This window comes from Bradyrhizobium sp. I1.14.4, assembly GCF_050435825.1.
Taxonomy (GTDB): domain Bacteria; phylum Pseudomonadota; class Alphaproteobacteria; order Rhizobiales; family Xanthobacteraceae; genus Bradyrhizobium.
On the sequence record NZ_JBNDLA010000002.1, the window covers coordinates 267,338 to 293,285 of the forward strand.

General features: G+C 64.7%; 27 protein-coding genes. 18 read left to right on the plus strand and 9 right to left on the minus strand.

Annotated elements, in window-relative coordinates:
• Nucleotides 1-14: 14 nt before the first annotated feature.
• A complete protein-coding gene (locus tag ABIB78_RS04990; RefSeq protein WP_429022161.1) occupies nucleotides 15-416 on the minus strand; it encodes an Ohr family peroxiredoxin in 402 nt (133 codons plus the stop codon).
• A gap of 112 nt (nucleotides 417-528) precedes the next feature.
• Between ABIB78_RS04990 and ABIB78_RS04995 the strand changes: the two genes are divergently transcribed.
• Together ABIB78_RS04995 and ABIB78_RS05000 are read left to right on the plus strand one after the other, a co-directional pair.
• Complete coding sequence (locus tag ABIB78_RS04995; RefSeq protein ID WP_429022164.1) at nucleotides 529-1,032, plus strand: MarR family winged helix-turn-helix transcriptional regulator; 504 nt, start codon at nucleotides 529-531, stop codon at nucleotides 1,030-1,032.
• Between the two features lie 156 nt (nucleotides 1,033-1,188).
• On the plus strand, nucleotides 1,189-1,638 hold the full coding sequence (locus ABIB78_RS05000) for an EF-hand domain-containing protein (RefSeq protein ID WP_429022167.1): 450 nt from the start codon (nucleotides 1,189-1,191) through the stop codon (nucleotides 1,636-1,638).
• Nucleotides 1,639-1,646: 8 nt separating this feature from the next.
• Here ABIB78_RS05000 and ABIB78_RS05005 read toward each other — a convergent pair whose 3' ends face one another.
• Both ABIB78_RS05005 and ABIB78_RS05010 read right to left on the minus strand, forming a co-directional pair.
• A complete protein-coding gene (locus ABIB78_RS05005) occupies nucleotides 1,647-2,993 on the minus strand; it encodes an ATP-binding protein (RefSeq protein ID WP_429022169.1) in 1,347 nt (448 codons plus the stop codon).
• Nucleotides 2,990-3,712, minus strand: a complete 723-nt coding sequence (locus ABIB78_RS05010) for a response regulator (RefSeq protein ID WP_429022171.1) — start codon at nucleotides 3,710-3,712, stop codon at nucleotides 2,990-2,992. Before ABIB78_RS05010 ends, ABIB78_RS05005 begins: the two co-directional genes overlap by 4 nt.
• 278 nt (nucleotides 3,713-3,990) lie before the next feature.
• Here ABIB78_RS05010 and bamA point away from each other — a divergent pair, with 278 nt between their 5' ends.
• Both bamA and ABIB78_RS05020 read left to right on the plus strand, forming a co-directional pair.
• Nucleotides 3,991-6,504, plus strand: coding sequence for an outer membrane protein assembly factor BamA (bamA, locus tag ABIB78_RS05015; RefSeq protein ID WP_429022173.1), 2,514 nt, complete (start codon nucleotides 3,991-3,993; stop codon nucleotides 6,502-6,504).
• A gap of 141 nt (nucleotides 6,505-6,645) precedes the next feature.
• Nucleotides 6,646-7,197: a carboxymuconolactone decarboxylase family protein gene (locus ABIB78_RS05020; RefSeq protein ID WP_429022175.1), complete on the plus strand. Its 552-nt coding sequence runs from the start codon at nucleotides 6,646-6,648 to the stop codon at nucleotides 7,195-7,197.
• An 8-nt stretch (nucleotides 7,198-7,205) separates the two neighbouring features.
• On the opposite strand, the gene ABIB78_RS05025 is transcribed toward ABIB78_RS05020, so the two are convergent.
• Nucleotides 7,206-7,778: an AAA family ATPase gene (locus ABIB78_RS05025; RefSeq protein WP_429022176.1), complete on the minus strand. Its 573-nt coding sequence runs from the start codon at nucleotides 7,776-7,778 to the stop codon at nucleotides 7,206-7,208.
• Between the two features lie 153 nt (nucleotides 7,779-7,931).
• On the opposite strand from ABIB78_RS05025, the gene ABIB78_RS05030 reads away from it, so the two are divergent.
• Nucleotides 7,932-9,149, plus strand: coding sequence for an MFS transporter (locus tag ABIB78_RS05030; RefSeq protein WP_429022178.1), 1,218 nt, complete (start codon nucleotides 7,932-7,934; stop codon nucleotides 9,147-9,149).
• Between the two features lie 175 nt (nucleotides 9,150-9,324).
• Nucleotides 9,325-9,657: a hypothetical protein gene (locus tag ABIB78_RS05035; RefSeq protein ID WP_429022180.1), complete on the plus strand. Its 333-nt coding sequence runs from the start codon at nucleotides 9,325-9,327 to the stop codon at nucleotides 9,655-9,657.
• Between the two features lie 27 nt (nucleotides 9,658-9,684).
• On the opposite strand, the gene ABIB78_RS05040 is transcribed toward ABIB78_RS05035, so the two are convergent.
• Nucleotides 9,685-10,335, minus strand: coding sequence for a glutaminyl-peptide cyclotransferase (locus ABIB78_RS05040; RefSeq protein ID WP_429022183.1), 651 nt, complete (start codon nucleotides 10,333-10,335; stop codon nucleotides 9,685-9,687).
• An 88-nt stretch (nucleotides 10,336-10,423) separates the two neighbouring features.
• On the minus strand, nucleotides 10,424-11,644 hold the full coding sequence (locus tag ABIB78_RS05045; RefSeq protein WP_429022184.1) for a helix-turn-helix domain-containing protein: 1,221 nt from the start codon (nucleotides 11,642-11,644) through the stop codon (nucleotides 10,424-10,426).
• A gap of 89 nt (nucleotides 11,645-11,733) precedes the next feature.
• Here ABIB78_RS05045 and ABIB78_RS05050 point away from each other — a divergent pair, with 89 nt between their 5' ends.
• Nucleotides 11,734-11,979, plus strand: a complete 246-nt coding sequence (locus ABIB78_RS05050) for a hypothetical protein (RefSeq protein ID WP_429022186.1) — start codon at nucleotides 11,734-11,736, stop codon at nucleotides 11,977-11,979.
• Between the two features lie 5 nt (nucleotides 11,980-11,984).
• Here the strand turns inward: ABIB78_RS05050 and ABIB78_RS05055 are convergent, their stop codons facing one another.
• Nucleotides 11,985-13,076 carry an adenylate/guanylate cyclase domain-containing protein gene (locus ABIB78_RS05055; RefSeq protein ID WP_429022188.1) on the minus strand — a complete coding sequence of 364 codons (1,092 nt, stop codon included), beginning with the start codon at nucleotides 13,074-13,076 and terminating at the stop codon, nucleotides 11,985-11,987.
• A gap of 78 nt (nucleotides 13,077-13,154) precedes the next feature.
• Between ABIB78_RS05055 and ABIB78_RS05060 the strand changes: the two genes are divergently transcribed.
• Together ABIB78_RS05060 and ABIB78_RS05065 are read left to right on the plus strand one after the other, a co-directional pair.
• Nucleotides 13,155-13,613, plus strand: a complete 459-nt coding sequence (locus ABIB78_RS05060; RefSeq protein WP_429022191.1) for an SRPBCC family protein — start codon at nucleotides 13,155-13,157, stop codon at nucleotides 13,611-13,613.
• Between the two features lie 160 nt (nucleotides 13,614-13,773).
• Entirely contained in the window at nucleotides 13,774-17,115 is a 3,342-nt protein-coding gene (locus tag ABIB78_RS05065; RefSeq protein ID WP_429022192.1) for an SNF2-related protein, read from the plus strand.
• A 46-nt stretch (nucleotides 17,116-17,161) separates the two neighbouring features.
• Here ABIB78_RS05065 and ABIB78_RS05070 read toward each other — a convergent pair whose 3' ends face one another.
• Nucleotides 17,162-17,803, minus strand: coding sequence for an HD domain-containing protein (locus ABIB78_RS05070; RefSeq protein ID WP_429022195.1), 642 nt, complete (start codon nucleotides 17,801-17,803; stop codon nucleotides 17,162-17,164).
• A gap of 205 nt (nucleotides 17,804-18,008) precedes the next feature.
• Here ABIB78_RS05070 and ABIB78_RS05075 point away from each other — a divergent pair, with 205 nt between their 5' ends.
• Nucleotides 18,009-18,974: a GlxA family transcriptional regulator gene (locus ABIB78_RS05075; RefSeq protein ID WP_429022198.1), complete on the plus strand. Its 966-nt coding sequence runs from the start codon at nucleotides 18,009-18,011 to the stop codon at nucleotides 18,972-18,974.
• Nucleotides 18,975-19,062: 88 nt separating this feature from the next.
• On the plus strand, nucleotides 19,063-19,629 hold the full coding sequence (locus ABIB78_RS05080) for a histidine phosphatase family protein (protein ID WP_429022200.1): 567 nt from the start codon (nucleotides 19,063-19,065) through the stop codon (nucleotides 19,627-19,629).
• A 21-nt stretch (nucleotides 19,630-19,650) separates the two neighbouring features.
• On the opposite strand, the gene ABIB78_RS05085 is transcribed toward ABIB78_RS05080, so the two are convergent.
• On the minus strand, nucleotides 19,651-20,004 hold the full coding sequence (locus ABIB78_RS05085) for an MmcQ/YjbR family DNA-binding protein (RefSeq protein WP_429022202.1): 354 nt from the start codon (nucleotides 20,002-20,004) through the stop codon (nucleotides 19,651-19,653).
• A 470-nt stretch (nucleotides 20,005-20,474) separates the two neighbouring features.
• Between ABIB78_RS05085 and ABIB78_RS05090 the strand changes: the two genes are divergently transcribed.
• The 7 genes from ABIB78_RS05090 (at nucleotide 20,475) to ABIB78_RS05120 (ending at nucleotide 25,947) form a co-directional block, all read left to right on the plus strand.
• Entirely contained in the window at nucleotides 20,475-21,107 is a 633-nt protein-coding gene (locus ABIB78_RS05090) for a PadR family transcriptional regulator (RefSeq protein WP_429022203.1), read from the plus strand.
• 23 nt (nucleotides 21,108-21,130) lie between these two features.
• Nucleotides 21,131-21,775, plus strand: a complete 645-nt coding sequence (locus ABIB78_RS05095; protein ID WP_429022206.1) for an O-methyltransferase — start codon at nucleotides 21,131-21,133, stop codon at nucleotides 21,773-21,775.
• Between the two features lie 124 nt (nucleotides 21,776-21,899).
• Complete coding sequence (locus ABIB78_RS05100) at nucleotides 21,900-22,595, plus strand: GNAT family N-acetyltransferase (protein WP_429022207.1); 696 nt, start codon at nucleotides 21,900-21,902, stop codon at nucleotides 22,593-22,595.
• A gap of 141 nt (nucleotides 22,596-22,736) precedes the next feature.
• A complete protein-coding gene (locus ABIB78_RS05105) occupies nucleotides 22,737-22,886 on the plus strand; it encodes a hypothetical protein (protein ID WP_429022209.1) in 150 nt (49 codons plus the stop codon).
• A 42-nt stretch (nucleotides 22,887-22,928) separates the two neighbouring features.
• Nucleotides 22,929-23,618, plus strand: coding sequence for a GntR family transcriptional regulator (locus ABIB78_RS05110; protein WP_429022211.1), 690 nt, complete (start codon nucleotides 22,929-22,931; stop codon nucleotides 23,616-23,618).
• Entirely contained in the window at nucleotides 23,615-24,880 is a 1,266-nt protein-coding gene (locus ABIB78_RS05115) for a dicarboxylate/amino acid:cation symporter (protein WP_429022214.1), read from the plus strand. The genes ABIB78_RS05110 and ABIB78_RS05115 overlap by 4 nt, the downstream gene beginning before the upstream one ends.
• A complete protein-coding gene (locus ABIB78_RS05120) occupies nucleotides 24,880-25,947 on the plus strand; it encodes a GntG family PLP-dependent aldolase (RefSeq protein WP_429022216.1) in 1,068 nt (355 codons plus the stop codon). Before ABIB78_RS05115 ends, ABIB78_RS05120 begins: the two co-directional genes overlap by 1 nt.
• Nucleotide 25,948: the final 1 nt, after the last annotated feature.

The window sequence follows — 25,948 nt, forward strand, 5'->3', positions numbered from 1 at the left end:
GTCATGTGCCGGTCTCAGACAAGGGTGGTCGTGACGTCGATGTTGCCGTGGACCGCCTTGGAGTACGGGCAGATGCCGTGCGCGGCTTCGATCAGCTCCTGCGCAACCTCGCGCTCCACGCCGGGAACGTGGACGTTGAGGCGCGCGCTCAGGAAGAAGGCGCCGCCGGCCTGGTTCAGATCGATCTCGGCGTCGACCTCAGGCTCGCTCGCCAGCCCGACCTTGCGCTGTCCGGCGGCGAGCTGGATCGCGCCGATGTAGCAGGCCGACCAGGCGGCGGCGAACAGGTTTTCGGCGGCCGGGTGCGGCTGCTGCAGCCTGACGTCGAGGAAGCCGTCGCGCGAGCGGGCGGCGCCGTTCGGACCGGCGGTGACATGGGTCTTTCCGGTGACGAGAACCTTTGCATTGGCGGTCATGGCGAACTCCTTTTGGATGAAATTAAATCGTGTCCGATATAATCGGATACGTGTCGAAATAAACCCGACATTGGGTCATGTCAAGCACTTCCGATTTAATCGGATACGATTTATGTTGGCGGGGACTTCACAAACTCCGGAGACGCCCGTGACCCGCTCCTCAAAGGCCGAGACCAAAGGCCGAAAACTATCGAATTTTCTGTGTTTTGCGGTCTATTCGGCCAATCTGGCCTTCGGCCGCGCCTACAAGCCGATCCTGGACGCGGTTGGGCTGACCTACACCCAATATATCGCCATGGTGGCGCTGTCGGAGGCCGACGACCAGACCGTCAGCGCGCTTGGTGAAAAGCTGTTCCTGGAATCCAACACGCTGACGCCGATCCTCAAGAAGCTGGAGCAGAGCGGCTACATCAACCGCACCCGCGATCCCGCCGATGAGCGGCAGGTGCGGGTGAGCCTGACGGCGGCGGGCCGGCGCCTGCTCGACAAGGACCTCAGCGTGAACCTGATCGAAGCCACCGGGCTCGAAGACGAATTTCCCATCGTGCGGAAGAGTGTCGTCAGGCTGCGCGACAATCTGCTGCACAATACGCGCGGCGATCCGAAGAAGGGCTGATGCCGCGGCAGCAAATTGTAACGCGCTGTATCCGCATCGCGGCCTTCCGCATTTTCGCCACGGCGCAACCGGCAACTCTGCTCCGCGTCGGGATGACGCGGAGGACAGATTGATTTGCGCAGAACGTTACTATCCATCTGCGGGATGATCGCCACGATGAGCCTGGCTTGCACGGCGGTGCCGTTTGCATCGGCCCAACCGGCGTCACCGGATCACGCGCAGCCTTCGTCGCGCGCTGGTGGCGATCGCTCGCCGGCGAACGCGGCCGAGATATGGGACGCCAATCATGATGGCGTTTACACCTGCGACGAGTGGAAGGCCTATCTCGGGCGGCTGTTCGATCGCGCCGACCGCAATCACGACGGAATTCTCACGCCGGCGGAGTTCGACGGCGTTCGCCGGCCCGGCAGCGCGCTCGCCGACGCGGATTTCGGCTATTTCGACGAGAACCAGGACGGCAAGATCACCCGCAGCGAGTTCGTCGGCAAGCCGAACGAGTTCATTCTGCAAAACGACAAGAATGGTGATTGCCGTGTCACGCCGGACGAACTGAAGGGGTCGACGACGGAGGAGAAGAAGCCGGGCGGCAGGGGCAAGCGATCCTGAATTTCGATCTAGCCCGACACGAGCTCGCGACGTGCAGGTCGAGACGGGCTTGCCGCGCTTCGATCCGATCCAAGATGCTCGGCCGCTGGCAGTTTGATGCGGACAAGCAGGCCGTGCGGCGCATTGTCGTGCAGGGACAACTCGCCACCATGCCCACACACCATGGCCTGAGCGATCGAAAGGCCAAGTCCAAAACCGCTTTTCTCGTCCATGGTGCGGGCCTCGTCGCCGCGGACGAAGGGCTTTAACATTTCGGCGCGGCGGTGCTCCGGAATCCCCGGACCGTCGTCCGAGACGTCGATCGTGGCCTGATCGGCGGATGCAGTCAGCCGGATCTCGACTTCGCTGCCGAACCGCAGGGCATTCTCCACCAGGTTCGTCACGGTGCGGCTGATCTCGCCGGGGCGGATCAGGAGCGAAGCCCTGGCCGGGCCCTGGTAGCGCACGACACGGCCGCAATCGGAGAATTGCTCGCAGATCGTCTGCAGCAGGGCGGCCACGTTCACCAGGGTCGGCTTTGCCGCGCTGCCGCCGCTCAAGAATGATAGCACGGATTCCAGCATGGCCTGCATCTGGTCGAGATCGTGCAAGGTCTCCGCGCGTTGGACGTCGTTCTCGATGTATTCGGATCTGAGCCGTAGCCGGGTGAGCGGCGTTCGCAAGTCGTGGCTGATGGCGGCGAGCATCCGCGTGCGGTCATTCATCAGGGTGGTGATGCGTTCGCGCATGCGATTGAGCGCGACCGCCGCGGCGCGAATCTCCTCGGGGCCGGTCTCCGGAAGCGGAGCCGCCGCCTGGCTGATGCTGAAGTTCTCTGCGGCGCGGGCAAAGGCGGAGAGCGGCGCGCTCAGCGCGCGACCGGCCCACACGCCGAGCAGCGTGACGCTGACGAGCAGGAACAGGAATGTGCTCGCCCAGAATACGCCGAAGAAGGGCGGCATTTTCGCCGGGCCGATTGTCGCTTCGAACAGGGCTCCGTCCGGCAACCGCACCGCCGCCAGCGCGGTCTTCGAGGAAAACTCCAGATCGACATCGTCGACGCCCGGCGTCTCGGACGACGCATCGCCGGACAAGCCGGGAGCTGCGTCGCGCAATGTGAAGTGCAGCCGGGGAAAGGCCCGATCGGCCGCCTGCAACAGCGTGGCGCGATTGGCCGCAGGGGCCTCGGCCAGAAGCTTGGCAACCAGCTGGAACTGATGGATCGGCCTGTCCGCAAACGATCTCGGTTTCTGGCTGGTGAAATACAGCCCGATCAGCGCGTGGATCAGCACCAGCGAAAGCAGGATCAGCGCCGCGATCTGGCCGCTGATCCGGTGGAAGCTGAAGAGCGTGGCAATCCCGCGGGTCGAGCTCATGCGTCCTCCACATGCGGCGTGAAGATGTATCCGCCGGTGCGCACCGTCCTGATCACCGACGATCCTTCGCTGGTATCGAGCTTGCGGCGAAGCCGGCTGACCAGTACGTCGATGCTGCGGCCGAACGGACTGGCTGGCCGGCTGCGCGTCATCGTCAGGAGGCCATCGCGCGTCAAGATCCGGCCAGGCCGTTCGCAGAAGACCTGCAGCAGGTCGAACTCCGCGCTCGTCAGCGGGACCTGGGCGCCGTCGGGATCGCGCAGTTCGCGCAGGCGCAGATCGATGGTCCAATCCTGGAAGCGCAGGCGCGCGGCGCTCTGGCCGGAGCGCCCGGCGAGGCCGGCCTGGGCCTGGCGGCGCAACACCGCGTTGATCCGCGCCAGCAGCTCGCGCGGATTGAACGGTTTGGCGAGATAATCATCCGCCCCCATCTCGAGCCCGAGGATCCGGTCCAGATCCTCGCCCTTCGCCGTGAGCATGATGATTGGAATCGTCGAGTCGCCGCGAAGGCGGCGACACAGGGTCAATCCATCCTCTCCCGGCAGCATCAGATCGAGGACGACGAGATCGAGCGAGTGCCCGGCAAGGTAACGATCCATTTCCCTGCCGTTCGAGGCCGTAGCGACCAGACAGGATTGGTCGCGGAGGTAGCGGGCAATCAACTCTCTGGTTTGCAGATCGTCTTCGACGACAAGGATCTTCGGAGTGTGTGCAAGCATGGCCGCGACTGCGCCTCATCATATGTCATTTACGCGTTCCAGCGCGCTTAGCCACCAATCGACCAGCATATGCGTCGCTTGTGGGCGGCATTGCGCCTTTTCGTAAGCATAATGTTTCTGAATTGTGAGCAACGCGTGCTGCCGGAAACAAACGGGACGGCGCGGCGTCGCGTTGCGCTCACAGTCCAAAACCATTGGAAATAATCGCGCAATCCGGCAGCCACACCGCAGCCATCACCATCCCGTCACAACGGGGGGCTGGTTTTGCGAGGTGTGGAATGAAGACGTGGCGGAGCTTTGTCGCGGCGATTGTGCTGTCGGGCTTTTCGATCCCGGGGGCGTCAGTGACATGGCTATTGCCGGCACCGGCGGCGGCCCAATCCGTTGATGCGATCACGATCGAAGGCAACCGGAGAATCGAGGCGGAGACCATCCGCTCCTATTTCAGGCCCGGGGCGGGCGGCCATCTCGATCAGGCGGCCATCGACGACGGGCTTAAGCAACTGGTCGAGACCGGGTTGTTCCAGGACGTCAAGATCGATCGCGCGGGCGGCCGGATCGTCGTTTCGGTGATCGAGAATCCGGTAATCGGTCGTGTCGCATTCGAGGGCAACAAGAAGATCAAGGACGAGCAGCTCTCGGCGGAGGTGCAGTCCAAGCCGCGCGGCACGCTGTCGCGGCCAACGGTGCAGTCGGATGCGCTACGGATCGCCGAAATTTATCGGCGCTCCGGCCGCTACGACGTGCACGTCACGCCGGAAATCATCGAACGCTCGAACAACCGAGTCGATCTCGTCTTCACTGTCGACGAAGGCGCGAAGACCGGCATCAAGACCATCGAGTTCATGGGGAACAGCAGTTTCTCGGCGGCGCGCCTGAAGGACGTGATCAAGACCCATGAGACGAACTTCCTGAGCTTTCTCGGCAACGCCAACATCTATGACCCGGATCGTGTCGAGGCCGATCGCGACCTGATCCGACGCTTCTACCTGAAGCACGGCTATGCCGACGTGCAGGTCGTGGCCGCGCTCGCCGAGTATGATCCGGAACACAAGGGTTTTCAGGTGACGTTCAAGATCGAGGAGGGGCAGCAGTACCATGTTGCGACCGTGAGCTTCCGCTCGAACATAGCGGGCTTCGATCCAAATACCCTCCGCTCACTTTCGCGCGTCAGCGAAGGCTCGCTCTACAATGCCGAGGCGGTCGAGAAGTCGGTCGAGGACATGCAGATCGAGGCCTCACGCCGCGGCTACGCCTTCGCGGTGGTCCGTCCGGACGGCGACCGCAACTTTGAGGCCCACACTGTTGGGATCGTGTTTCGCGCGGAGGAGGGGCCGCACACCTATATCGAGCGCATCGATATTCGCGGCAACGGCCGCACGCGCGACTACGTGATCCGGCGCGAGTTCGATCTCGCCGAGGGCGATGCGTATAACCGCGCGCTGGTCGATCGTGCCGAGCGGCGGCTGAAGAATCTGGACTACTTCAAAACGGTCAAGATCACCACCGAGCCGGGCTCGTCGAGCGATCGCGTCGTTCTGGTTGTCGATCTGGAGGAGAAGTCGACCGGCGACTTCTCCGTCTCGGGAGGTTATTCCACCACCGACGGCGCGCTTGCCGAGGTCAGCATCTCCGAACGCAATCTGCTCGGGCGTGGCCTGTACGCGAAGGCAACGGTCAGCTACGGCCAGTACTCGCGCGGCCTGTCGCTGTCTTTCGTCGAGCCATATCTGCTCGACTATCGCGTCGCGCTCGGGCTCGATGCATATTACAAGGAGCAATTGCCGACGGACTACACGACCTACGGGGTGAAGACGATCGGCTTCTCGCCAAGGCTCGGTCTGGCGTTGCGCGAGGACCTGACGCTCCAGCTGCGGTATTCGCTCTACCAGCAGGAAATTTCGCTCGATAGCACCTACGCGAACTGCAACAACAATCCGTCCAATCCGTCGCTCGCGTTCAACCCGACGCCCGCCTACATCCAGAATGTCCTCGGAGGCGTCGATCCGACGAACGCGGTCGATTCCGGCCTGTACGGTTACGGTTGCTACGGTGACGGCGAATCCACCTTGCCCGTGCGCAAGGAACTGGCTGCAGGTGCGACCTGGACCTCACAGATCGGCTACACCCTGACCTACAATACCCTCGACAACAACAAGAACCCGACCGACGGCCTGCTGATCGACTTCAAGCAGGATTTTGCGGGCGTCGGCGGCGACGTGACATATCTGAAGAGCGCGGTCGACGCGAAATACTACACGCCGCTGGTGTCCGACCTCGTCGGACTGATCCACCTGCAGGGCGGCCTGCTCACCAAGGTCGGCGATAACGACCTGCGCATGCTGGATCATTTCCAGATGGGGCCGAACCTTGTGCGCGGCTTTGCCACCAACGGCATCGGGCCGCGCGACATTACCTACGCGAGTTTGGGGGCGGTCGGGGATTCGCTCGGCGGCACCAAGTACTGGGGTGCCTCGATGGAGCTGCAGATGCCGTTCTGGTTCCTGCCCTCGGAGGTCGGCCTGAAGGGGGCGGTCTATGCGGATGCCGGCTCGCTCTGGGGTTACGAAGGACCGACGTCGTGGACCGCGACCGGCGAGGTCAACACGCCGGCGTGTCCGACCTGCGGCTTGCAGTACGACGACAACAATGTGGTGAGAACCTCGGTCGGCGTCGGCCTGATCTGGGCGTCGCCGTTCGGGCCGCTACGCTTCGACTACGCAGTACCGATCACCAAGGGCAAGTACGATATCGTGCAGGAGTTCAGGTTCGGAGGCGGGACCTCCTTCTAGGAAGGTGATGGTTTCGCTTGCCGCGTGTGTCGCCGCCGGGGCGCCGACCTGGCGCGATACTGCCATGCCGTTGGGCAGCTTGCGGCGCCCGCTGAAGCGGGGCAGGCTGCAGCAGTCCAATTCCGATCCGAGGCAAGAGTCATGTCACGTGTGTCAATCAAGACCAAGAACGACCTGCCGCGCGAGCTCAAGCCTCTGTGGGACAAGATGACCACCTATGGCGCGTTCGAGAACCAGGCCGGCGTCATGGCGCAGCGTCCGCCGATCTTCAAGCACATATGGTCGCTGCTGGTCGATCTCGCCGACGAGGCGGTGGTCTCGAAGCGGCATCTCGAGCTGGCGCTGGTAACGGTCTCGCTGTTGAACAAGTGCGACTATTGCGTGTCGCACCATGCGCCGAAGCTCGCGATCCAGGGCGTCTCCGAGGCGGGAGCGGAACGGTTGCTCGACTATCAGGATCATCCCGAGCTCGATGCGCTCGACAAGCTCGTGGTCGAATATGCGATCGCCGTCACCAACACCTGGAACAGGACCCGCGACGAGATCTTCGCGCGCCTGCGCGAGCATTTCTCCGAAGCGCAGATCGTCGAGCTGACCTGGCGGATCGCGCTGTGCGGCGCCTTCAATCGCTTCAACGACGTCCTGCAGCTCGACGTCGAGCAGGGCGTTCCGCATCGCGAGGCCGCGGAGTGAGGGCCTGATCAGGCCACAGGCGGGGTGCCGCCCCCGAGCGTCGCCAGCACCAAATCGGCGCGCGGAGACGGCGATATCTTCGGCAGGTTCATGACGTCGTAGCCGAGCGCCGGAAGTGTCTGCATCAGCCGCTGATACTCTGCGATCGCTGCCTCGATGCCGTGCCGACGCTCAGCGTCGGTGACGTAAATCTCCGGCCATGGCGGCGTCATGAACACGCGCGCGTGGTAGCGATGTGTGGAGCACAGCAAGCGCAGCACCGGCTCGCCGGTCAATGCTTCGAGCGCCGACGCCGCATCGACGAGGCCGCGGTCGAAGAACACCCATCCGGAATGGGTTTGGGCCGTCGCAATATCCTTCAGCGCGACGTCGATATCCTTCAGCGCGACGTCGATGGCGCGGCGCAGGAAGGCCTCGGCATCGACCCAGGGCAGGGCCGCGCCGCCGGACGTGAGCTCATGGGCGATGATGCGGCGGCCGGGCTCTTCGACGACCCGATAGCCGCGTCCGCGCAGTTCGACCAGCAGGGTCGATTTTCCGCCGCTGGAGCAGCCGGAGATCAGGACGAAGCCAGTTTTCAAAAGAAGTCCTTCCCTTGCAACGGTAGGAGCAGGGTGGCCCGCGGTCGCGGAACGCCTGATAGCAAAAAAGTGAGCTGGCGCGCTCGGCAGCTGTCGGTTCCAGTCCGGTCCGTTCGTCTTCCAGCCAGAACGAACTGCATTGGGAGTTCCGGAATGACCAATTCGACCTATCGCTGGGTGATCGTCGCGGCCGGCGGCCTGCTCGGCTGTGTCGCGATCGGCGGCATGTTCTCGCTGCCGGTGTTCCTCCAGCCCATGGCGCGCGAAACCGGCTGGTCGGTGACGGGCATCTCCAGCGCGATGACGATCGGCTTCCTCGCGATGGCGTTCAGCAGCATGATCTGGGGCACGCTGTCCGACCGCTTCGGGCCGCTGCCGGTGGTGCTGACCGGATCGGTCGTACTGGCGGCAAGCCTTGCGCTGGCAAGCCAGGCGCCGTCGCTGCTGGCGTTTCAGTTTCTCTTCGGCGTGCTGGTCGGCGCCGCCACGGCCGCGATCTTCGCCCCGATGATGGCTTGCGTCACCGGCTGGTTCGATACCCATCGAAGTCTCGCCGTCTCGCTGGTGTCGGCGGGCATGGGCATGGCACCGATGACGATGTCGCCGCTCGCGGCCTGGCTGATCTCCAACCACGACTGGCGGACGGCGATGCTGATCGTGTCAGCCGTGGTCGGCGCGATCATGATCCCGGTCTCGTTCCTGGTGCGCCGCCCGCCGGCGCTGCAGGGCGACCACGCTGAAGCGGAAACCGCGAATGGAGAGCCGCCGTTGTCGCTGGCGCAGGCGCTGCGCTCGCCGCAATTCATCATCCTGGTGGCAACAAGTTTCTTCTGCTGCGCCACGCATTCGGGACCGATCATCCATACCGTGAGCTATGCGATCACCTGCGGCGTCCCGATGATTGCAGCGGTGACGATCTACAGTGTCGAAGGACTGGCCGGCATGGGTGGCCGCATCGCCTTCGGACTGCTCGGCGATCGCTTCGGCGCCAAGCGCTTGCTGGTGTTCGGCCTGCTCGCCCAGGCGTTCGGCGCGCTCGGTTACGCCTTCGTCCGCGAACTCTCCGCATTCTATGCAGTGGCGACGGTATTCGGATTTATCTATGCTGGAACCATGCCGCTTTATGCCGTGCTTGTGCGCGAGAACTTTCCGTTGCGGATGATGGGCACTGTGATCGGCGGCACGTCGATGGCCGGTAGCCTCGGCATGGCAACGGGTCCCCTGGTCGGCGGCCTGATCTACGATGCCTTTGCGAGCTACACATGGCTTTATGTCGGCTCCTGGGCCATGGGCATCGGCGCTTTCCTGATCATGATGACCTTCCGGCCGATGCCTGCGGCGCGGCCCACGGCGGTGCCGGCCCCGGCGTGAGATTTGCCCTGCGTCACGCAGCGCGCCAACCGAACGGATGGACGTATTGTTCTTGCCGAGCGGCGCGCACAAACTGCACGTTGTGGTATCATTGAATCGGTCGGGCGCCCGCACGCCCGAACGCCGTTGCAGTGACCGTCGTCACAGCGCCAAATGATGTCCGTGAGAGCCCGCTATGACCCATGATCTCCAATGGTCCCCGGCCGAGAAGAAGATCGCGCGCAATGCCTATGATTCCGCGCTGCAGTGCGCACTCGCCAAGGTGATGGCCGAATTCAAGAGCAGGGCCGGGGCAGCAGCGACCCCAGCGGAGATGTGGGAAGTTGGCGACTATCTGCGCCGGCAAAGGCAAGAGATCGACGAGATGTTCGATTATCGGTACTCGCAGCTCCCGCTTGTCTTCGCGCGGCTCATTCGAGAACGGCATCTCGACGAGGCACTGCTAGCGGGTTTGTCGGACGAAAAGCGCCAGATCATCCGCTCCATTCCTTCCCTTGTTGCTAGGTAATCGCCAACCTTCGTCAATAAGGGACCGTCATCCGGCGCGCGGGCTGCGCTTCGGCCGTCGGATGGCGCGCACCTTGTTGTTGGTCGAGCCGCTGCCGCAGAAGAACCGGTCTTTTCCGTCGGACTCGAGCCCGGAGACGAACACGCCCTGCGGCATCTCCAGCCGTTCCACGACTTCGCCGGTCTTCGGATCGATGCGCCGCACGTCGCTCTGGTCCTCTTCCCAGGTGCCATGCCAGAGTTCGCCGTCGACCCAGGAGACGCCGGTGACGAACCGGTTGCTTTCGATGGTGCGCAGAACCTTGCCGGTTTCGGGATCGACCTGAACGATGGTGCGGTCGCGATACTGGCCGACCCACAGCGAGCCTTCCGCCCAGGCGAGGCCGGAGTCGCGGCCGCCGCCGGGCGAGGGGATCGTCGACACCACGCGTCCGCTGTTCGGCTCGATCTTCAGGATGCGGTCCTCGGCGATCTGATAGAGGTGCTTGCCGTCGAAGGCGGTGCCGGCATGGGCCGCGATGTCGAGGGTGCGAGTGGTCTTGCCGCTGTCGGGATCGAAGGCGACCAGTTGGCCACCGGCCGCGAACCAGACCTGCTCGCCGTCGAAGCTGACGCCGCCCACGCTCTCGACGCCTTCGAAGGCATATTCCTGGATGATCTCGGCTTCAGACTTCTTCATGCGGCGCTCCTGGTTCTTGTCTTGACGCGTTTTCTTCACGCGAACCGGCATCCACTTCGCTCGAAAACGCTCTGATTGCTCCCTGATGCTAGCCGTTCGGCAGCGGGGCGGGGAGTAACAACGTCGTCGTGAATCCCGGCACCGGGGGCGTCATCCAGCGCCGGGCGCGGGCACGGCCGACCGACTGCACCTTGCCCGTGGCGGCCAGCGCGTCGAGTGCGCGCTGCACGGTGCGCTGGCTCGCGCCCAGCGCGACCGACAGCGCCGAACTCGACCAGGCCTCGCCGTCGGCAAGGAAAGCCAGCACCGCTGCATGCTCCTCTTCGACCGGCAGCGCCAGCACGGTAACCTCGCGGCGGCCGTGCGGCTCCAGCACGAAGCCGTCGGGCGTCGCGCTGAGATCGGCGAGCGGCCGCAGCGCCCGGCGCAGCCGTCCGATCTCGACCCGCAGCCGCGCACGGTGTGATTCATCGGCGTGCTTGCCGCGAAATGCGCGTGCGATCAGTGTGCCGCGCGACACGTCCTGCGGCCACGCTTCGCCCAGCGCGCGGGCGAGCGCGAACAGCACGGGCCGCCGCGTCAGCGAGACCGTCGTGCGGGCATCGCGCACGACATAGCGGCAGGCATCGACGACAAGCGCCTTCGACGCCATCAGGGCCTCGACCTCCTCGAGCAGCAGCGGCCGCTCGTGGCCTCGCGCAATCAGGCGCGCCGCGGGCGTGCCGAGCAGGCGCGCGGTGCTCTCGACCTCGGCCGCAAGCTCGGCGATGCCGGCGCGGCGTGCGGCATCCTTAGCTCGCGCGATAGCTTCGCGTGCCGGTTTGGTCCGCAGTCGCCGCATTGCGATCCCGGCGACGACCAGTTCATGGCCGACCCGCAGTGCCGGCGGGAAGGGCGCCGGGTCGAGGTCGTCAAGCATGCGCTCGGCCGCATCGAGGCTCCCGATCAGCAGCAGGCGGCGGATTTCGAGATAGCCGGCGTGCGCGGCGTTGAGCGCATCGCCACGCGCCGCAAGCGTCGCGCGCGCCGCGGCGAGGCTCTTCCTGGGAAAGGAAAGGTCGCGCGACACCAGCGCGATCTCGGCCTCGGCCACCACGCAGCGTGCCCGCGCGATGGCTTCCCGTGGACCGAAGGCGCGGCCCGCGCGCCGCAACAGTTCCTTGGCGCGTGCGAAATCGCCGAGCCGGGCCATCGCGATGCCGCGCAGCGCCAACGCCGGCGCATCGTCGCGCAGGGCTACCCGTTTCAGTGCGCCGAGGGGATCACCCGCCGCGAGCGCGCGCGCCGCAGCAGATATCAGCGAGTCCATCCGAATCCCGACACACTTGTCACTCTCACCCTCCGAGGCCCGGTCGTAACCTAGCACATGACGACATGGATCATCTCCAGAGAGATCGAATGATGACCGAAATCGAAACACGTGAGGCTTGGGGCCGGTTTGGCGCACGCGGCCATGTCATGGCGCGCCTGCTGTCGCTGGCGGCCGCGCCGACCTTCGCGGTGATGGCTCTGGCTGCCGCGATGGCGCCGGCCGACATGATCTGCGGCGCCATGCAGGGATCGTTCTCATTGCAGGGCATGGTCCCGATGTACGCACTGATGAGCGCATTTCATCTGGCGCCGTGGTTGCGCCTGTTCCGATGACCGGCTCATCCCTCCGGCAACGTAAAGACCGCGCATGGCCGTGCGATGCCGCGCAGCTCGTGGGTGCCGAGCGCCAGCAGCGGCGTCTCGGTCTCGGCGGCAACCGCGCCCGAGATCAGCACGGTCTGCTCCAGCGGCTTGCACAGGCCTTCGAGCCGGCTGACCAGATTGACCGCGGCGCCGATCGCGGTGAAGTCGAGACGGTCGGCAGCGCCGATATTGCCCCAATGCACCTCGCCAAGATGCAGCGCCACGCCGAATGGCAGTGGCGGCAGGCCGCGCTTGCGCCGGTCGGTATCAAGATGCGCCATGCCGACGCGTGCCGCCGACACCGCGCGCAGCGCCGCCTCGCATGCGCGGCGCGCGCTCGTCGTGACCGGAAAGATCGCGAGCAGGCCGTCGCCGATGAATTTCAACACCTCGCCGCCGAAAGCGTGGATCGCGCCGGCGATGCGGTCGAACCAGGCGTCGAGTGCCGCGATCACCTCGGCGGGCGGATGGCTTTCGGAGAGCGCGGTGAAGCCGCGCAGATCGGCGAACAGCAGTGCCGCCCGGATGGTTTCGCCAGTGTTGCGCCGCAACGGCGATGCGAGGACGCGCGCCGCGCTGCGCCGCCCGAGATAGGCTTCCAGCGCCGCCGTCAATGTCGCGCGCGCCGCGAGCGCTGCGAGCGGAGCGGCCGTGAAGCGTGCCGCCTCGCGCAATTGATCCGCCTCGGCAGGCGTGAAGGCGGCTGTCCCGATCCAGCCGAGGGTCGGGCCATCCGGTCGCGTTCCGATCGTGTCCTCGTGGATGGAGCCGGGCGCGAGGCTACCGAGCCAGCGCCGGCCGGCATCGCCGGATCCGACCATATCGGGCATTGCAAATGGTTGTTCAGGCGCGAACCCAAGCGCTTCGATAACCTCGCCAGTGCCGGCACGCCACAACCAGGTGCGCCTGGCGATCAGCGGGTGCGGAACTTCGAGCGTCAGGGCGCCGCCGACAAGTGGCAGGCCATCCGTGATAAGGTGGCGACCCAGGTCCGCCAGCAACCGGTTGGCGCTCGCGGTCTCGGCGGCGGCGTCGACCAGCCAGCTCAGCGTCGAGGACAATTGCATCACCCCCATCATGGGGTTGATGCGCCACCCTTGTCACGCCTTATCCCTGAAACCCGACCGCCCATGGAGGATGGATCGATGACTGAAGCCTTCATCGTTCAACGCGAGATGCAGATCGCAGCACCGCCCGCAACCGTGTTCGCCTTCCTGACCGATCCGCAGAAGATCGTGAGCTGGATGGGGCTCGAGGCCGAAACCGAGCTGCATCCCGGCGGGCTCTATTTGCTCAAGGGCCTCGGTAACGACCGCAACCGCGCCGCGCGCGGTGCGTTCCGTGAGGTGGTGCCGGTGCATCGTCTGGCCTACAGTTTCGGCTGGGAAGGCGGCGCGGAAGTACCGCCGGGATCGAGCCTGATCGAGATCGACCTGATGGAACAGGACAACGGAACGCTGTTGCGCATGACCCATAGCGGCCTGCCGAACGCGGAGCAGTGCGCGAGCCATGACAAGGGTTGGGCGCACTATATGGGCCGGCTCGCGCTCGCGGCCGCCGGTCGGGATCCCGGTCCAGACCGCGGTCCGGCGCGCAGCAGTTAGCCCTTCACTGCGGGAGTCCGTCGGCCGCCGTGCATCACGGCCCACGACAAAGGTGTGGACGCGGGAGGGGCGATGGTCGATGCCGTTTGGCCGACATATTCCGTCTGCTAATGGTGGATTGGTCTAGGGCCGCCCGTCTTCGTCGAAACCGCAATCCTTGATGCCTGACGTTCCAAACCTTTCCGAGCGACTGAAACAGAAAGACATCCTCGGCTTCTTCAGCCGATCGGCTGTGGACAAGGCCTTTGCTTACCGCGCCCAGGGCCGCGTCTCCGGCTTGAAGATCAGTGAGGATCTCACCCGCATGCAGGCGCGGGTGAGTGGAACCGAGCGCACGCCCTACCGGGTCAATATCGAACTGGAGTTCGACGGTGATCGGCTGGTTGACATCGACGGCGATTGCAGCTGTCCAATGGCCGTGAACTGCAAGCATGTTGCCGCAACGCTCTTTGAAGCCTTGCATTCGCCGGCACAGTCAACCGGAGCGGCACCGCAGAAGCCACGGGGCGCCGCAGGGAATGGGCATGCGCGGCCCGAAGCGGTGCTGCCCTATCAAATCGCGGAATGGATCGAGACGGTCGGTCGGGCGGTGCGGGATACGAACTATCCGCCCGATGTTGCGCAACGATTGCTCTACTACCTGCAGCCCGCGTTGTCGGGGTACGGCGTACCCTGCATGGAGGTGTCGCTGGTATCCGTGAGAATCCTGAAGACCGGTGAGTTCGGCAGCAAGGTGTCACAGCCATCTTTGGCCGAATTTTCAGTCGATCGTGCTCCGAAATATTATCTCGGTTCCGACATCGACATCCTTGTCAGGCTGTCCAGCGAGTTTCGGTCCGGCTACAACTTTGGCCGACGCGCCTATTCGGCCGATGTCCTGCAACGGATCGTAGCGACCGGGCGGGCGTTCTGGCACGATCACAGCGGCGCGCCGCTGCAATGGGGCGAGGCGCGCGATGGTCGCATTGCGTGGGGGCAGGTCAGCAGGGACGGGATCGGTCCGCTACTGATCGTCGAGGGTGCAACGGCACTGAACGCAGAGCCGCCGGTCTATGTCGACGATGCCGCCGGATTGATCGGGCCGATCACGTTGAATCTTCCAGAACGGCTGAGCAGCCGGCTTCTGCTCGCTCCTGCCATCCCGCATGCCCATGTCGCGCAAGTCGCGCAACGCCTTGGCCAGCGTTTACCGAACCTGGATCCCGGCTGGTTGCCCGCGCCACCGGCGGCCGCGACGACGATCAACACGGATCCAATGCCGGTGCTTCGTCTGATGGCGGGGCGCAAGGCGGCGCCCGCCTATTATTATGGCGATCGGACGCCAGACCGCGTACCGGTGGCCCGCCTCAGCTTCCGCTACGGTCCGGTCGAAATCGAACGGTCGGAAAGCGCCCATCGCGTGGAGCTGTTCCGGGACGGAAGCCTCTACGTCGTCGCGCGACGCAAGGCCAAAGAGAAGGAAATGACCGCACGGCTCACCAGTCTCGGCCTGGTCGAAGCGAGATCGGCCTTCCCGCTGCTCGATGCCGTGCATACGCATGATCTGACCTTCGCGCAGTCGACGACGGACTGGCTCGACTTCCTCAATGTTGATGCGGCCGGCCTGCAGACGGCCGGTTTCGAAATCCGCATCGACGACGATTTCCCATACCGGCTCGCGATGTCATCCGGGGCGTTCGATGCCGAGTTCGAGAGCAGCGGCATCGACTGGTTCGAGCTTGCACTCGGGATCGAGATCGACGGCGAACGCCGCGATCTTGCCCCGCTCCTGGCGGCGCTGGTATCGCAACCCGGATTTGCGCCCGAGACGGTCAAGCAACTCGCGGACGATGGCGATAGCGTCTACCTGCCGCTGGCTGACGGCCGCTATCTGGCGATGGCCGCCAGCCGCTTTCTTCCGCTCGTACTCGCGCTCCATAGCCTGACTTCGGGCGAAACCTTCGTCGACGCGTCAGGGAAGATCCGGCTCTCGCGCGCACAGATCGTGCCACTGCTCGGTCTCGAAGACGATCAATTCGTCTTCAAGGGTGCAGAAAATCTTCGTCGCATGGCGGGATTGCTCAGCGCCCGCGGATTGCCGGTTCCCGTCCTGCCGGCCGATTTTAACGCGGTTTTGAGACCTTACCAGATGCAGGGGCTTGCCTGGCTCGAACTGCTCAGGGAGAGCGGTCTGGGCGGCGTGCTGGCCGACGACATGGGATTGGGCAAGACCGTTCAGATCCTGGCGTTGCTGGCGCTGGAGAAGGCGCGCGGTCATATGACGGATCCTGCGATCGTCGTCGCTCCCACAAGCCTGATGACCAACTGGTTCAACGAGGCGCGCAAGTTCACGCCAGACTTGAGGGTTCTCGTCCTGCATGGTTCTAACCGCAAGCAAAGTTTTGAAACGATCGGCGATTACGATCTCGTTCTCACCACCTATCCGCTGATCGCCCGCGATCACGAGGTGCTGCTGGTGCGCGAGTGGCACATCGCAGTGCTGGACGAGGCTCAGACCATCAAGAACTCCAACGCGGCGACGACACGACGGCTCCAGGGCATCCGCGCGCGGCATCGCTTCTGCCTGACCGGCACGCCGATGGAAAATCATCTCGGCGAACTCTGGTCGATCATGAGCTTTGCCAATCCGGGATATCTCGGCGATCGGGCGGCGTTCGTGCGCAACTGGCGGACGCCGATCGAGAAGCGGGCCGACGCCGGACGCGCACGGACGCTGACGCAGCGCATCCGGCCGTTTCTGCTGCGACGGACCAAGCGGGAAGTAGCCGCCGAGTTGCCGCCGAAGAGCGAATTCGCCGAAAGCATCGTCCTCGAAGGCAGCCAGCGGGAACTGTACGATGCGATCCGTCTGTCGATGTCGGCGAAGGTCCGCAAGGCGATCCGGGAGCGCGGCCTTGCCAGGAGCCACATCATCGTGCTCGAAGCGCTGCTCAGGATGCGTCAGGCCTGCTGCGATCCCGCGCTGTTGAACCTCGACGACGGCGTCAGGCGCCCGTCCGCAAAACTCGATCGGCTGATGGAGATGGTCGAGGAACTCCTGAGCGAGAAGCGCAAGATCATTGTGTTCTCGCAGTTTACCTCCATGCTGACACTGATCCGCAAGCGTTGCGACGCACTCGGAATCCGGTACAGCGTGCTGACGGGTGAAACAAAGGACCGCAGGAGCGCGATCGAGGGGTTTCAGAACGGCGCCACCGACTTGTTCCTGATCAGCCTGAAGGCCGGTGGTGTCGGACTCAACCTGACGGCCGCGGACACCGTGATCATCTTCGATCCTTGGTGGAATCCCGCGGTTGAGGAGCAGGCCATCGATCGGGCTCACCGCATCGGTCAGGACAAGGCTGTTTTTGTTTATCGGCTGATGGCCGCCAGTACGATCGAAGAGAAAATGGACGAACTCAAGGCCCGCAAGCGCGCGCTGGCCGACAGCATCTTCGATTCCGAAGGACGCATTGGCTCCGCACTCACGCAAGAGGACGTCCAGGCGCTTTTCTCCGATTGAACATACTTCCTCCGGCCCGGGCGAAGGAAGCCGAACGAGCCTCGCTTCATGTCGGCCATTTCGAGCCGAGGATGATCGAGCAGAAGTTCACCCTTGTGTAATTCATGTCCTTCAGCGCCAGCACATCGGCCTTGACGTTGCCGAAGGTGGTCAGCGGCTTCTTGATGGTGCCGGCGGCGAAATGATCGATGATGTTTTCCTTGAAGTTCGTCTCGCGCGGATGATGCGCGCAGACATGGTCGCGGTGCTCGTGTGAGAAATCGTCATAGGCGATGCCGAGGACGTCCATCTCGACGCCGGCGGTGACCAGCGCGATGGTCGGACGCATGTGCTCGGAAATGCCGGGCGTGGTGTGCAGCGCGATCGAGGTCCAGACGTCCTCGATGTCGCGCTCGGCGACGCCGTAGCCTTTGAGGAAGTTACGCGCCGCGTTGGCGCCGTCGACCTCGAAGCGCATATCGGGGCTCGCATGTTCAGCGGTGAGGCCCATGTCGTGGAACATGGCGCCGATATAGAGCAGCTCGGGATCGAACTTCAGCTTGCGGCGATTGCCGGTCAGCGCACCCCAAAAGAAGACGCGGCGGCTGTGATTGTAGAGCAGGTCGTCCTCGGTATCGCGCACCAGCTGGGTGGCAGCACGGGCCATGGCGCTGTCGGGTACGCGGATGCCGGCGATGATCTCGGTCATTTCAAGACGCTCCTCGATGTGGCAAGACGATGCCGTGGCGTCCGAACACGCCGGGCCAGCGCTCGCCTCTGCGGTAGGTTCGGATCGCCTGGTGGCGTGATCCGTCGCGGCTTTGTCGCCCGTCTTGGCCTGATCTCGCAACGATCGCGCGCCGCCGGATCGGGCCAACGAGACGTCGTTTTGCGCCAGCTGACAGGGAGAAGGCATGGCGGTTCAGAAGGTGGCGATCGCGATTCACGAAGGGGTTCAGGCGCTCGATGTCGCCGGTCCCGTCGATGTGTTCGCGGAAACGAACGGTTTTGTCGCGCCCGGTAACGGCTATGAGACGGTGCTGGTCGGCGCCAGCCGCGAACCGCTGCGCGCATCGAACGGCATGAAGATATCAGCCGACCTCAGTTTCGATGAGGCAAAGGAGAAATTCGACATCCTGCTCGTTGCCGGTGGGCCGGCACTGCCCGATGCCGAGCCGGATCAGGCGCTGACGCAGTGGCTGCGCAGGGCGCCCGCGCGCGCCGAGCTCTACGGTTCGATCTGTACCGGCGCCTTCGCGCTCGGCCATGCCGGGCTGCTCGACGGGCACAAGGTGACGACGCATTGGCAGAACGCGCAGCGGCTGGCGGCGTGCTTTCCGGCTGCCGAGGTGATCTTCGACCGGATCTATATTCGTGACGGCAGACTGATGACCTCTGCCGGCGTGACAGCGGGCATCGACCTCGGTCTCGCGCTGGTCGCCGAGCGTCATGGGCCGCAGGTCGCGGTCGCGGTGGCAAAGCGGCTGGTCGTGGTGGCGCAGCGCCAGGGCGGGCAGTCGCAGTTCAGCCCCTATCTCACCGCGCCGGTCGACGAGGATTCGCCGATTGCGCGCGCGCAGGCGCATGTCATGCAGCGTGTCGGCGAGCGCCACACGCTGCAGTCGCTGGCGGAGGCCGTCGGCATGAGCGTGCGCAATTTCGGCCGCGCCTTCGCCCAGGAGACCGGCATCACGCCGCACGAATTCGTCGAGCGAGCGCGGGTCGATGCCGCGCGCCGGCTGCTCGAGGGCTCGGATCGGCCGCTGAAGGCGGTTGCGTTCGACTGCGGCTTCGGTTCGGCGGACCGGATGCGCATCGTGTTCACCGAGCGGCTTGGTGTGTCGCCCGCGCAATACCGCTCGAGTTTTCGCAAATTGTGAGGCCGTTCATGAAGCCGAGGCCGGATCGGGGATAGGGTCAACCTGTCTGAAGTCGTTTCCAATCATGCAACGTTTACGCGAGGCTGCCATGGACGCGCTCACGCTCTACATCGTCCGTCATGCCGAGAAGCCGGGCGAGTCCTGGCCGGGGCCCGGCTTCACTACGGATGGTGTGTCAGATACCGAGTCGCTCGTGCTCCGCGGCTGGCAGCGCGCAGGCGCGTGGGCAGCGTTGTTTGGCACCGATCTCACGACGGGCGACTATGCCAAGCCTGACGTGATCTACGCCGCGACGCCGGGTACCACGCCCAATCAGCCGCCGAGCAGCCGTCCGGCCGAGACGATCTCCGCGCTCGCCGCGCGCCGCGGCCTGACGCCGAACGAAGGCTTTGGCAAGGGTGACGAGCCGGCGTTGGTGAAGGCGATACTGGCGCTGAAGGGCGTCGTGCTGCTGTGCTGGGAGCACAAGGCGATCATCGCCGACATCCTGCCGCTGATCCCGGTGAGCAAGGGCACGCCGCCCACCAAATGGGAGGGCAGCCGCTTCGACGTCGTGCTGCGCTTCGAGCGCGCCAAGGGCGACGTCAAGTTCGCCTTCAAGGAGCTGTTTCCGAAATTGCTGTCGGGCGATTCCGACAAGCCGCTGGGTGGCTGACTAGCGCTGCGGCCGCGCCGGTCAGTCGAGCCCGAGCGCCTTGCGCGACTTCCGCGTCAGCTTTCCGGCAATGAGCGCGTGGGCCTGGTCGAGATAGGCCTTGAGCTCGGCGTCAGGGAGGGCGTCGTTGCCGATCAATTGCACCCATTTGGCACGCGCGAGATACGGCGCCGGCCGCGCCAAGCCCTGCTCGATTAGCAGCTGATAGGCCATGTTCGAGGTCTTGAACATGAAGCCGCCGGTGCTCGCGATGTAGCCGCCGGCCAGCGCGAACATCTTGCCGCCGACCTTGAACACCGACGTGCCTTCCCATTGCACGACCTTGGTGGCGGCGGGCAGGCGCAGACAGTGGGCTTCGAAGGTCCTGGGGCGCATGCATCACGGGATTGAATGGAATGTTCACCATCAAGGTCGCATATTTGCGACATGGGCAGTACCCTTCCGGATTGGCTTAGGGGCGTCACCACAGCGCGCGTCGTGACGTTTTGCGCTGTAATTCTGATGGCGGCGCTCTTCCTCTACGGCCTAGTCAGATTCCCGGATGCTCCGCTGCACATGTGCGCCAGTGGATATTGTGGAAAGCAGGGCCGACCGCATACCCTTGCCGAGTACAGCGACTTCAAGGCCTGGGAGCGGACACTCATGATCTGTTGGCCCATCGGTTTGATCGCCCTGTACTTCCTGCAACGTTGGACGAGGGGCACTAAATGACCCCTCAAAACCCCTAAAGACCAAGCGAGCTCGCCGAGCGGCCGACCCGGCAAGGGGGCACTCACGAAAACGTGGGTTGCGGCTGTTTCATCTGAAGATATATCGTAAGATATGTTTTCAGTAAGGAACGACCAATGAGAAGATCGATATTTCACGGCCGGGACGACGACGGGTTCCGGTTTGGATTCTTCGCCATGGGCCGCCACGGCAGAGGCAGCCGCCGTTTTGGCCACGGCGGTCCTGGCTTCTTCGGGCGAGGTGGCGGCGGCGACTTTCCGGGATCGCGGCGGCTCTCGTCGCAGGATCTGCAACTGGTCATCCTTGCGCTGCTCGGCGAGCAGGCGGCGCACGGCTACGAGTTGATCAAGAAAATCGAGGAGCGGTCGGACGGCTTCTACAGCCCGAGCCCGGGCGTGATCTATCCGGCGCTGACATTCCTCGAGGAGATCGGCCATGCCAGCGTCACCCAGGATGCGGCACGCAAGCTCTATAATATCACCGAGCAGGGCAAGGCCTATCTCGGCGAGAACCGTGCGACCGCGGATACCATTCTCGAGGCGCTGTCGCGGATCGGCCGCCGCATGGAAGAGGTGCGCGAAGCCTTCGCCGGCGTCAGCGATCTGGATGGCGAAGCGTCCGACGACGTGCACCGCGCCCGCCACGCGCTGAAGAGCGCGCTGCGCCAGAAGCGCGGCTGCGATGCCGCCGAGGCGCGGCGCATCGCCAAAATCCTGGACCGCGCTGCCACCGAGATCCTGCAGCAATGACGCAGTCACAAAGGAGACCCTTCATGTACAACGCTGGACCTCACAGCGCGATTGCCGATGCCCGGGTCGCTGCCGTCATCGAGCGCCTGCAGGCCACGCGCCGGGCGCCCGTGCGAGGCAATCCGATGCAGAGCGGCAGCCGCGATCCGAACGACTATGCCGAGCAGGGGTTTTCGATCCACCCGGAGCAGGGCGAGTTGATCTATCTGTTGTGCCGTGGTTTACGCGCCAAACGTGTCGCCGAGTTCGCGACCTCGGTCGGAATGTCGACGCTCTATTTCGCGGCCGCGATGCGCGACAATGGCGGCGGCACCGTGATCGGCTCGGAGATCGTGCCGGCCAAGGTCGCAACCGCGAAGCGCAATCTCGCCGAGGCCGGCCTGGCCGACTATGCCGAGATCCGCGAGGGCGATGCGCGCCAGACGCTGCGCGATCTCGGTGGTCCCGTGGACTTCATCCTGATCGACGGCTGGCCGGGCGAGAAGGGACCGACACTCGCCCGCCAGGTGATCGAGATCGTTGCTCCGCAGCTTCGTGTCGGCGGCTATGTCATGAACGACAATGCCGAGGCGGATTTCCTGGAGTTCGTCCGCGATCCCAAAAACGGCTTCGTGTCTATCACGCTGCCGCTCAAGGGCGGGACCGAGCTTTGCCTGAAGGTGGCGTAAGCGCCGGTCCGGCACAGAGAAGCAATCCTGCTGGCGTGATTGTGAGCCGCAACGACATCACGCCATGCTGGATTTTGTCGGCGCTTCTTGATCTGCTCGAGGGAAATCAGGAGCGAAGCGCCGCATGTCCGAAGTTCCGTCGATTCATCCGCTTGATCGCCCGATCTGGAGCGCGCTGACCACGAGACAACGCGATCTGGCGGAAGGCGGCGCCGACGCAAGGCGCTTTCCGACTGCGATCGCACCCTTCGCCGACATGATCGACATGTCGCCGCAGAGTTTTGCCGCGCTCGGTGCGCTGTTGTCGGGACCTGACATCGCGGTGCTGTTCACACCCGATCCTGTCCCTGTGCCGCCCGACTTCAAGGTGCTGCTGGCCGAGACCGGCGAGCAGATGGTCGGTGTTCCCGCGGATCATTCTGCGCCCGGCGTCGAGATTGTCGCTCTCGGTGTCGCCGATGTTCCCGCGATGATGGCGTTGACGGAAATGACAAAACCCGGACCGTTCAGCGCGCGGACGCATGAGCTCGGCACCTTTCTCGGCATCCGCGTCGGTGGCGAGCTGGTCGCGATGACCGGGGAGCGGATGAAGCCGGGCAACTATACCGAGATGACCGCCGTCTGCGTGCATCCGGACCACCGCGGCCGCGGCTATGCCCAGGCGCTGCTGTCGGCGGTCGCCCGCCAGATCGTGGCGCGCGACGAAATTCCATTCCTGCACGTCTTCACCAGCAACGTCTCGGCGATCGCGCTCTACCGGCGCCAGGGCATGGAGATCTGCCGCCGGCTGCACATCACGGTGTTGCAGAAGCAGGAGTAGGGCGGGGGCTGCAGGGGAAGCTCTCTGCTTAAATAAATACATGGGGACGAAAGAATTCAGTTCGAGAATTGTCAGGCGCGCCTTCCGCCGCCTAGGTCCCGCCTCCCTGCAAGCGTGGGGGATGGAGCGGGGGGCACAGCCATGGCAGTTGCGACATCAGACGGATTCGCCGACGCGCGGTTTTCGGCGGCGCGTGAGGCGTTCGAGGCCGATTTCGCAGATGGGCAGGAGCTCGGTGCATCGTTCTGCGCCGCGATCGGCGTGTGGCGGGCGTTCAGGATGGCACGCTGAGAAGGTCCTATGCGCTTGACATGCCGCTGACATACTGCTGGTATGTCAGTTGTGTCAGCTGCTCTGCACCGCGACCAGGCCTATGCGCGCATCCGCGACCTCGTGATGTCGGGCGAGTTCGTGCCGGATGAGCCATTGTCGGAACGCGGCCTGTCGGACCGGCTCGCGCTCGGGCGAACGCCGGTGCGCGAGGCCTTGAAGGCCCTCGCGAAAGACGGCCTGCTCACGATCCATCCGATGCGCGGCACCTTCGTGCGGCAATTGTCGTTCGACGACCTGCGCGAGATCCATGAGCTGCGGCTCGCACTCGAGGGCATGGCGGCCTATCTCGCCGCGACGCGTGGACCGACCGAGGGCCTTGTGCAATGTGCCAAGGAGCTGCGCCGCATCAAGTCGCGCGCCGCGATCGATGTCGAGGAGGCACAGCAAGCCGGCTGGAGCTTTCACGACGAGCTGTTCCGCGCCACCGGCAATGGCCGGCTGGTCGAGGCCTACGACAATCTGCGCGCGCAAAGCGGGCTCGCGCTGCAAAAGATGCCGCAATACAGCGCCGAGCGCACCCGCCGGGCGGTCAGCGAGCATCTCGACATCCATGCCGCGGTCGCGGCGCAGGATCCTGATGCCGCGCAGCAGCGGATGTGGCGGCATTTGTCGTCGGCATTCGAGGCGCGGCTGAAGGCGCTCGGCGCCGTGCGGCCGCGCCATTCGGCGATTGGAGACCAGCGCTCATGAACGAACGATCGGGCCTGCGGCGCGTTCTGAGATTGCCGCTCGCGGTTCAGATGCTGATCGGCCTGCTCGCAGGGCTTGCCGTCGGACTGTTCTGGCCGGATTTCGGCGCCAGCCTGCGCCCGCTCGGCACCGCCTTCGTCGAAGCCGTGAAGATGATCGTGATCCCGGTGGTGTTTTCCTCGGTGGCGCTCGGCATCTACCGGATGGGCAGCGAGCTCAAGGTGCTCGGCCGCGTCGTCGTCATCTGCCTTGGCTATTTCTATCTGGCGACCGTGATCTCGATCGTGATCGGGCTTCTGCTGAACGGGGTCTTCCACCCCGGCGCCGGCGCGCCGCTGGCGGCGACCGGCAAGGTGCCGGCGAACCTCGCGGTGTCGGTCGACTGGATCAAGTTCTTCATGGACATGATCCCGTCGAACATCGTCGCGGCGATGGCCGAGCAGAAAATCCTGCCCACGCTCGTGTTCGCGATCCTGTTCGGGCTGGCGCTGGCCTCGATCGGCAAGGTCGATGAGCCGATGGTCGCTGTGCTCGAAGCCGTGATGGCGGCGATGTTCAAGATGACGAAATGGATCACGGCGCTGGCGCCGATCGCCGTGTTTGCGATCATGTCGTGGCTGTTCGCGACGCAGGGCCTGGCGACGGTCGTTGCGCTCGCCAAGCTTGTGGCCGTGATGTATCTCGGCCTCGCCATCATGGTCGTGATCTTCTGGCTGATCCTGCTTGCGATCGGCGAGAAGCCGATCGCGGTGACGAAAGCGGTGATGGAGCCGATGCTGCTGGCATTCTCGACCCGCTCCTCCGAGGTCACGCTGCCGCTCCACATGGAGAAGCTGCAGGCGATGGGCGTGCCGAGCCGGATCGTCTCGGTGGTGCTGCCCCTCGGCTACGCCTTCAACCGCGACGGCGCGATCATGTATTTCGCGCTCGCCGTCACCTTCCTGGCCGAAGCCTATGGCGTGACGCTGACCTGGTCGACGCTGCTGACCATCGTGATGGTCACCACCATCGCCAGCAAGGGCAGCGCCAATGTTCCCTCGGGCGGGCTCGTCGCCATCGCCATGGTGTTGTCGGCGATCGGCCTCCCGGTCGAGGCGCTCGCCATCATTGCCGGGGTCGACGCTTTCCTCGACATGGGCCGCACTGCGATCAACGTGTTCGGCAACACGGTTGCGGTGAAGCTGGTGCAGCGCTTTGGCGGCGGGCTTCCGGTCGAAGCGCCGGAGGCTGCGCCGCTTGCGCTCAAGACCCAGGACGCATGATGAGTTCAGCCAATCCGGAGCGCGCGGCCGAGATCATCGACCTGCGCAGCGACACCGTGACGTTGCCGACCGATGCCATGCTCGACGCGATGCGCAGCGCGCCGCTCGGCGACGACGGCCGCGACGGCGATCCGACCGTCCGCGTGCTGGAACAGCGGGCGGCCGATCTGACCGGCAAGGCGGCCGCTTTGTTCGTGCCGAGCGGCACCATGGGCAATCTTCTGGCGATGCTGGCGCATGGCGAGCGGGGCGGGGAGGTGTTTTCCGACGCCGGCGCGCATCTGTTCAATTCGGAGATCGGCAGCGTCGTGACCGTCGCAGGCCTGGTGCCGCGACCGCTCCCGAGCCTCAGCGGCGCGATGCAGGAGGAGGCGCTCGCGCAGGCAATCCATGCCACGTCATCGGCGGGACGGCCGCGTCCGGCGCTGATCTGGATGGAGACCAGCCACAACGGCGCCGGCGGCACCGTGCTGCCGTTGGCGCATATGGCGCGCGTTCACGCACTCGGCCGCGGCAACGGCATTGCCGTGCACGTCGACGGTGCGCGCCTGTTCAACGCAGCTGTGGCCCTCGGGGTGAGTGCGCAGCAAATTGCCGCGCATGCCGACAGTTTGATGTTCTGCATCTCGAAGGGATTGAGCGCGCCGGTCGGCAGCCTGCTGGTCGGCGACTTCGCCTTGATCGCCAGGGCACGGGCGTTCCGCCGCTTCGTCGGCGGCAATATGCGCCAAGCGGGCGTGATCGCCGCCGCCGGTCTCGTCGCGCTCGACACCATGATCGCGCGCCTGCGCGACGATCATGAGGCCGCCGAGCAACTCGCACGTAGCCTGGCTTGGCTCGACCCGGCGCTCGCCGAGCCCGGCCATGTGCAAACCAACATCCTGCGCATTGATACGTCGGGCAGTGCGCAGAGCTCCGCGGACTGGGCGTCGCGCCTCAAGACGCAAGGCATCCTGGTGCAGGCCAGCGGCGCAAGCCAGCTGCGCCTCGTCACGCACCGCCATATCGACCGCGCGGCGGTCGAGCGGACTCTGGCGGCGTTTGCGGTGGTTGCACCGGGGGGATGAT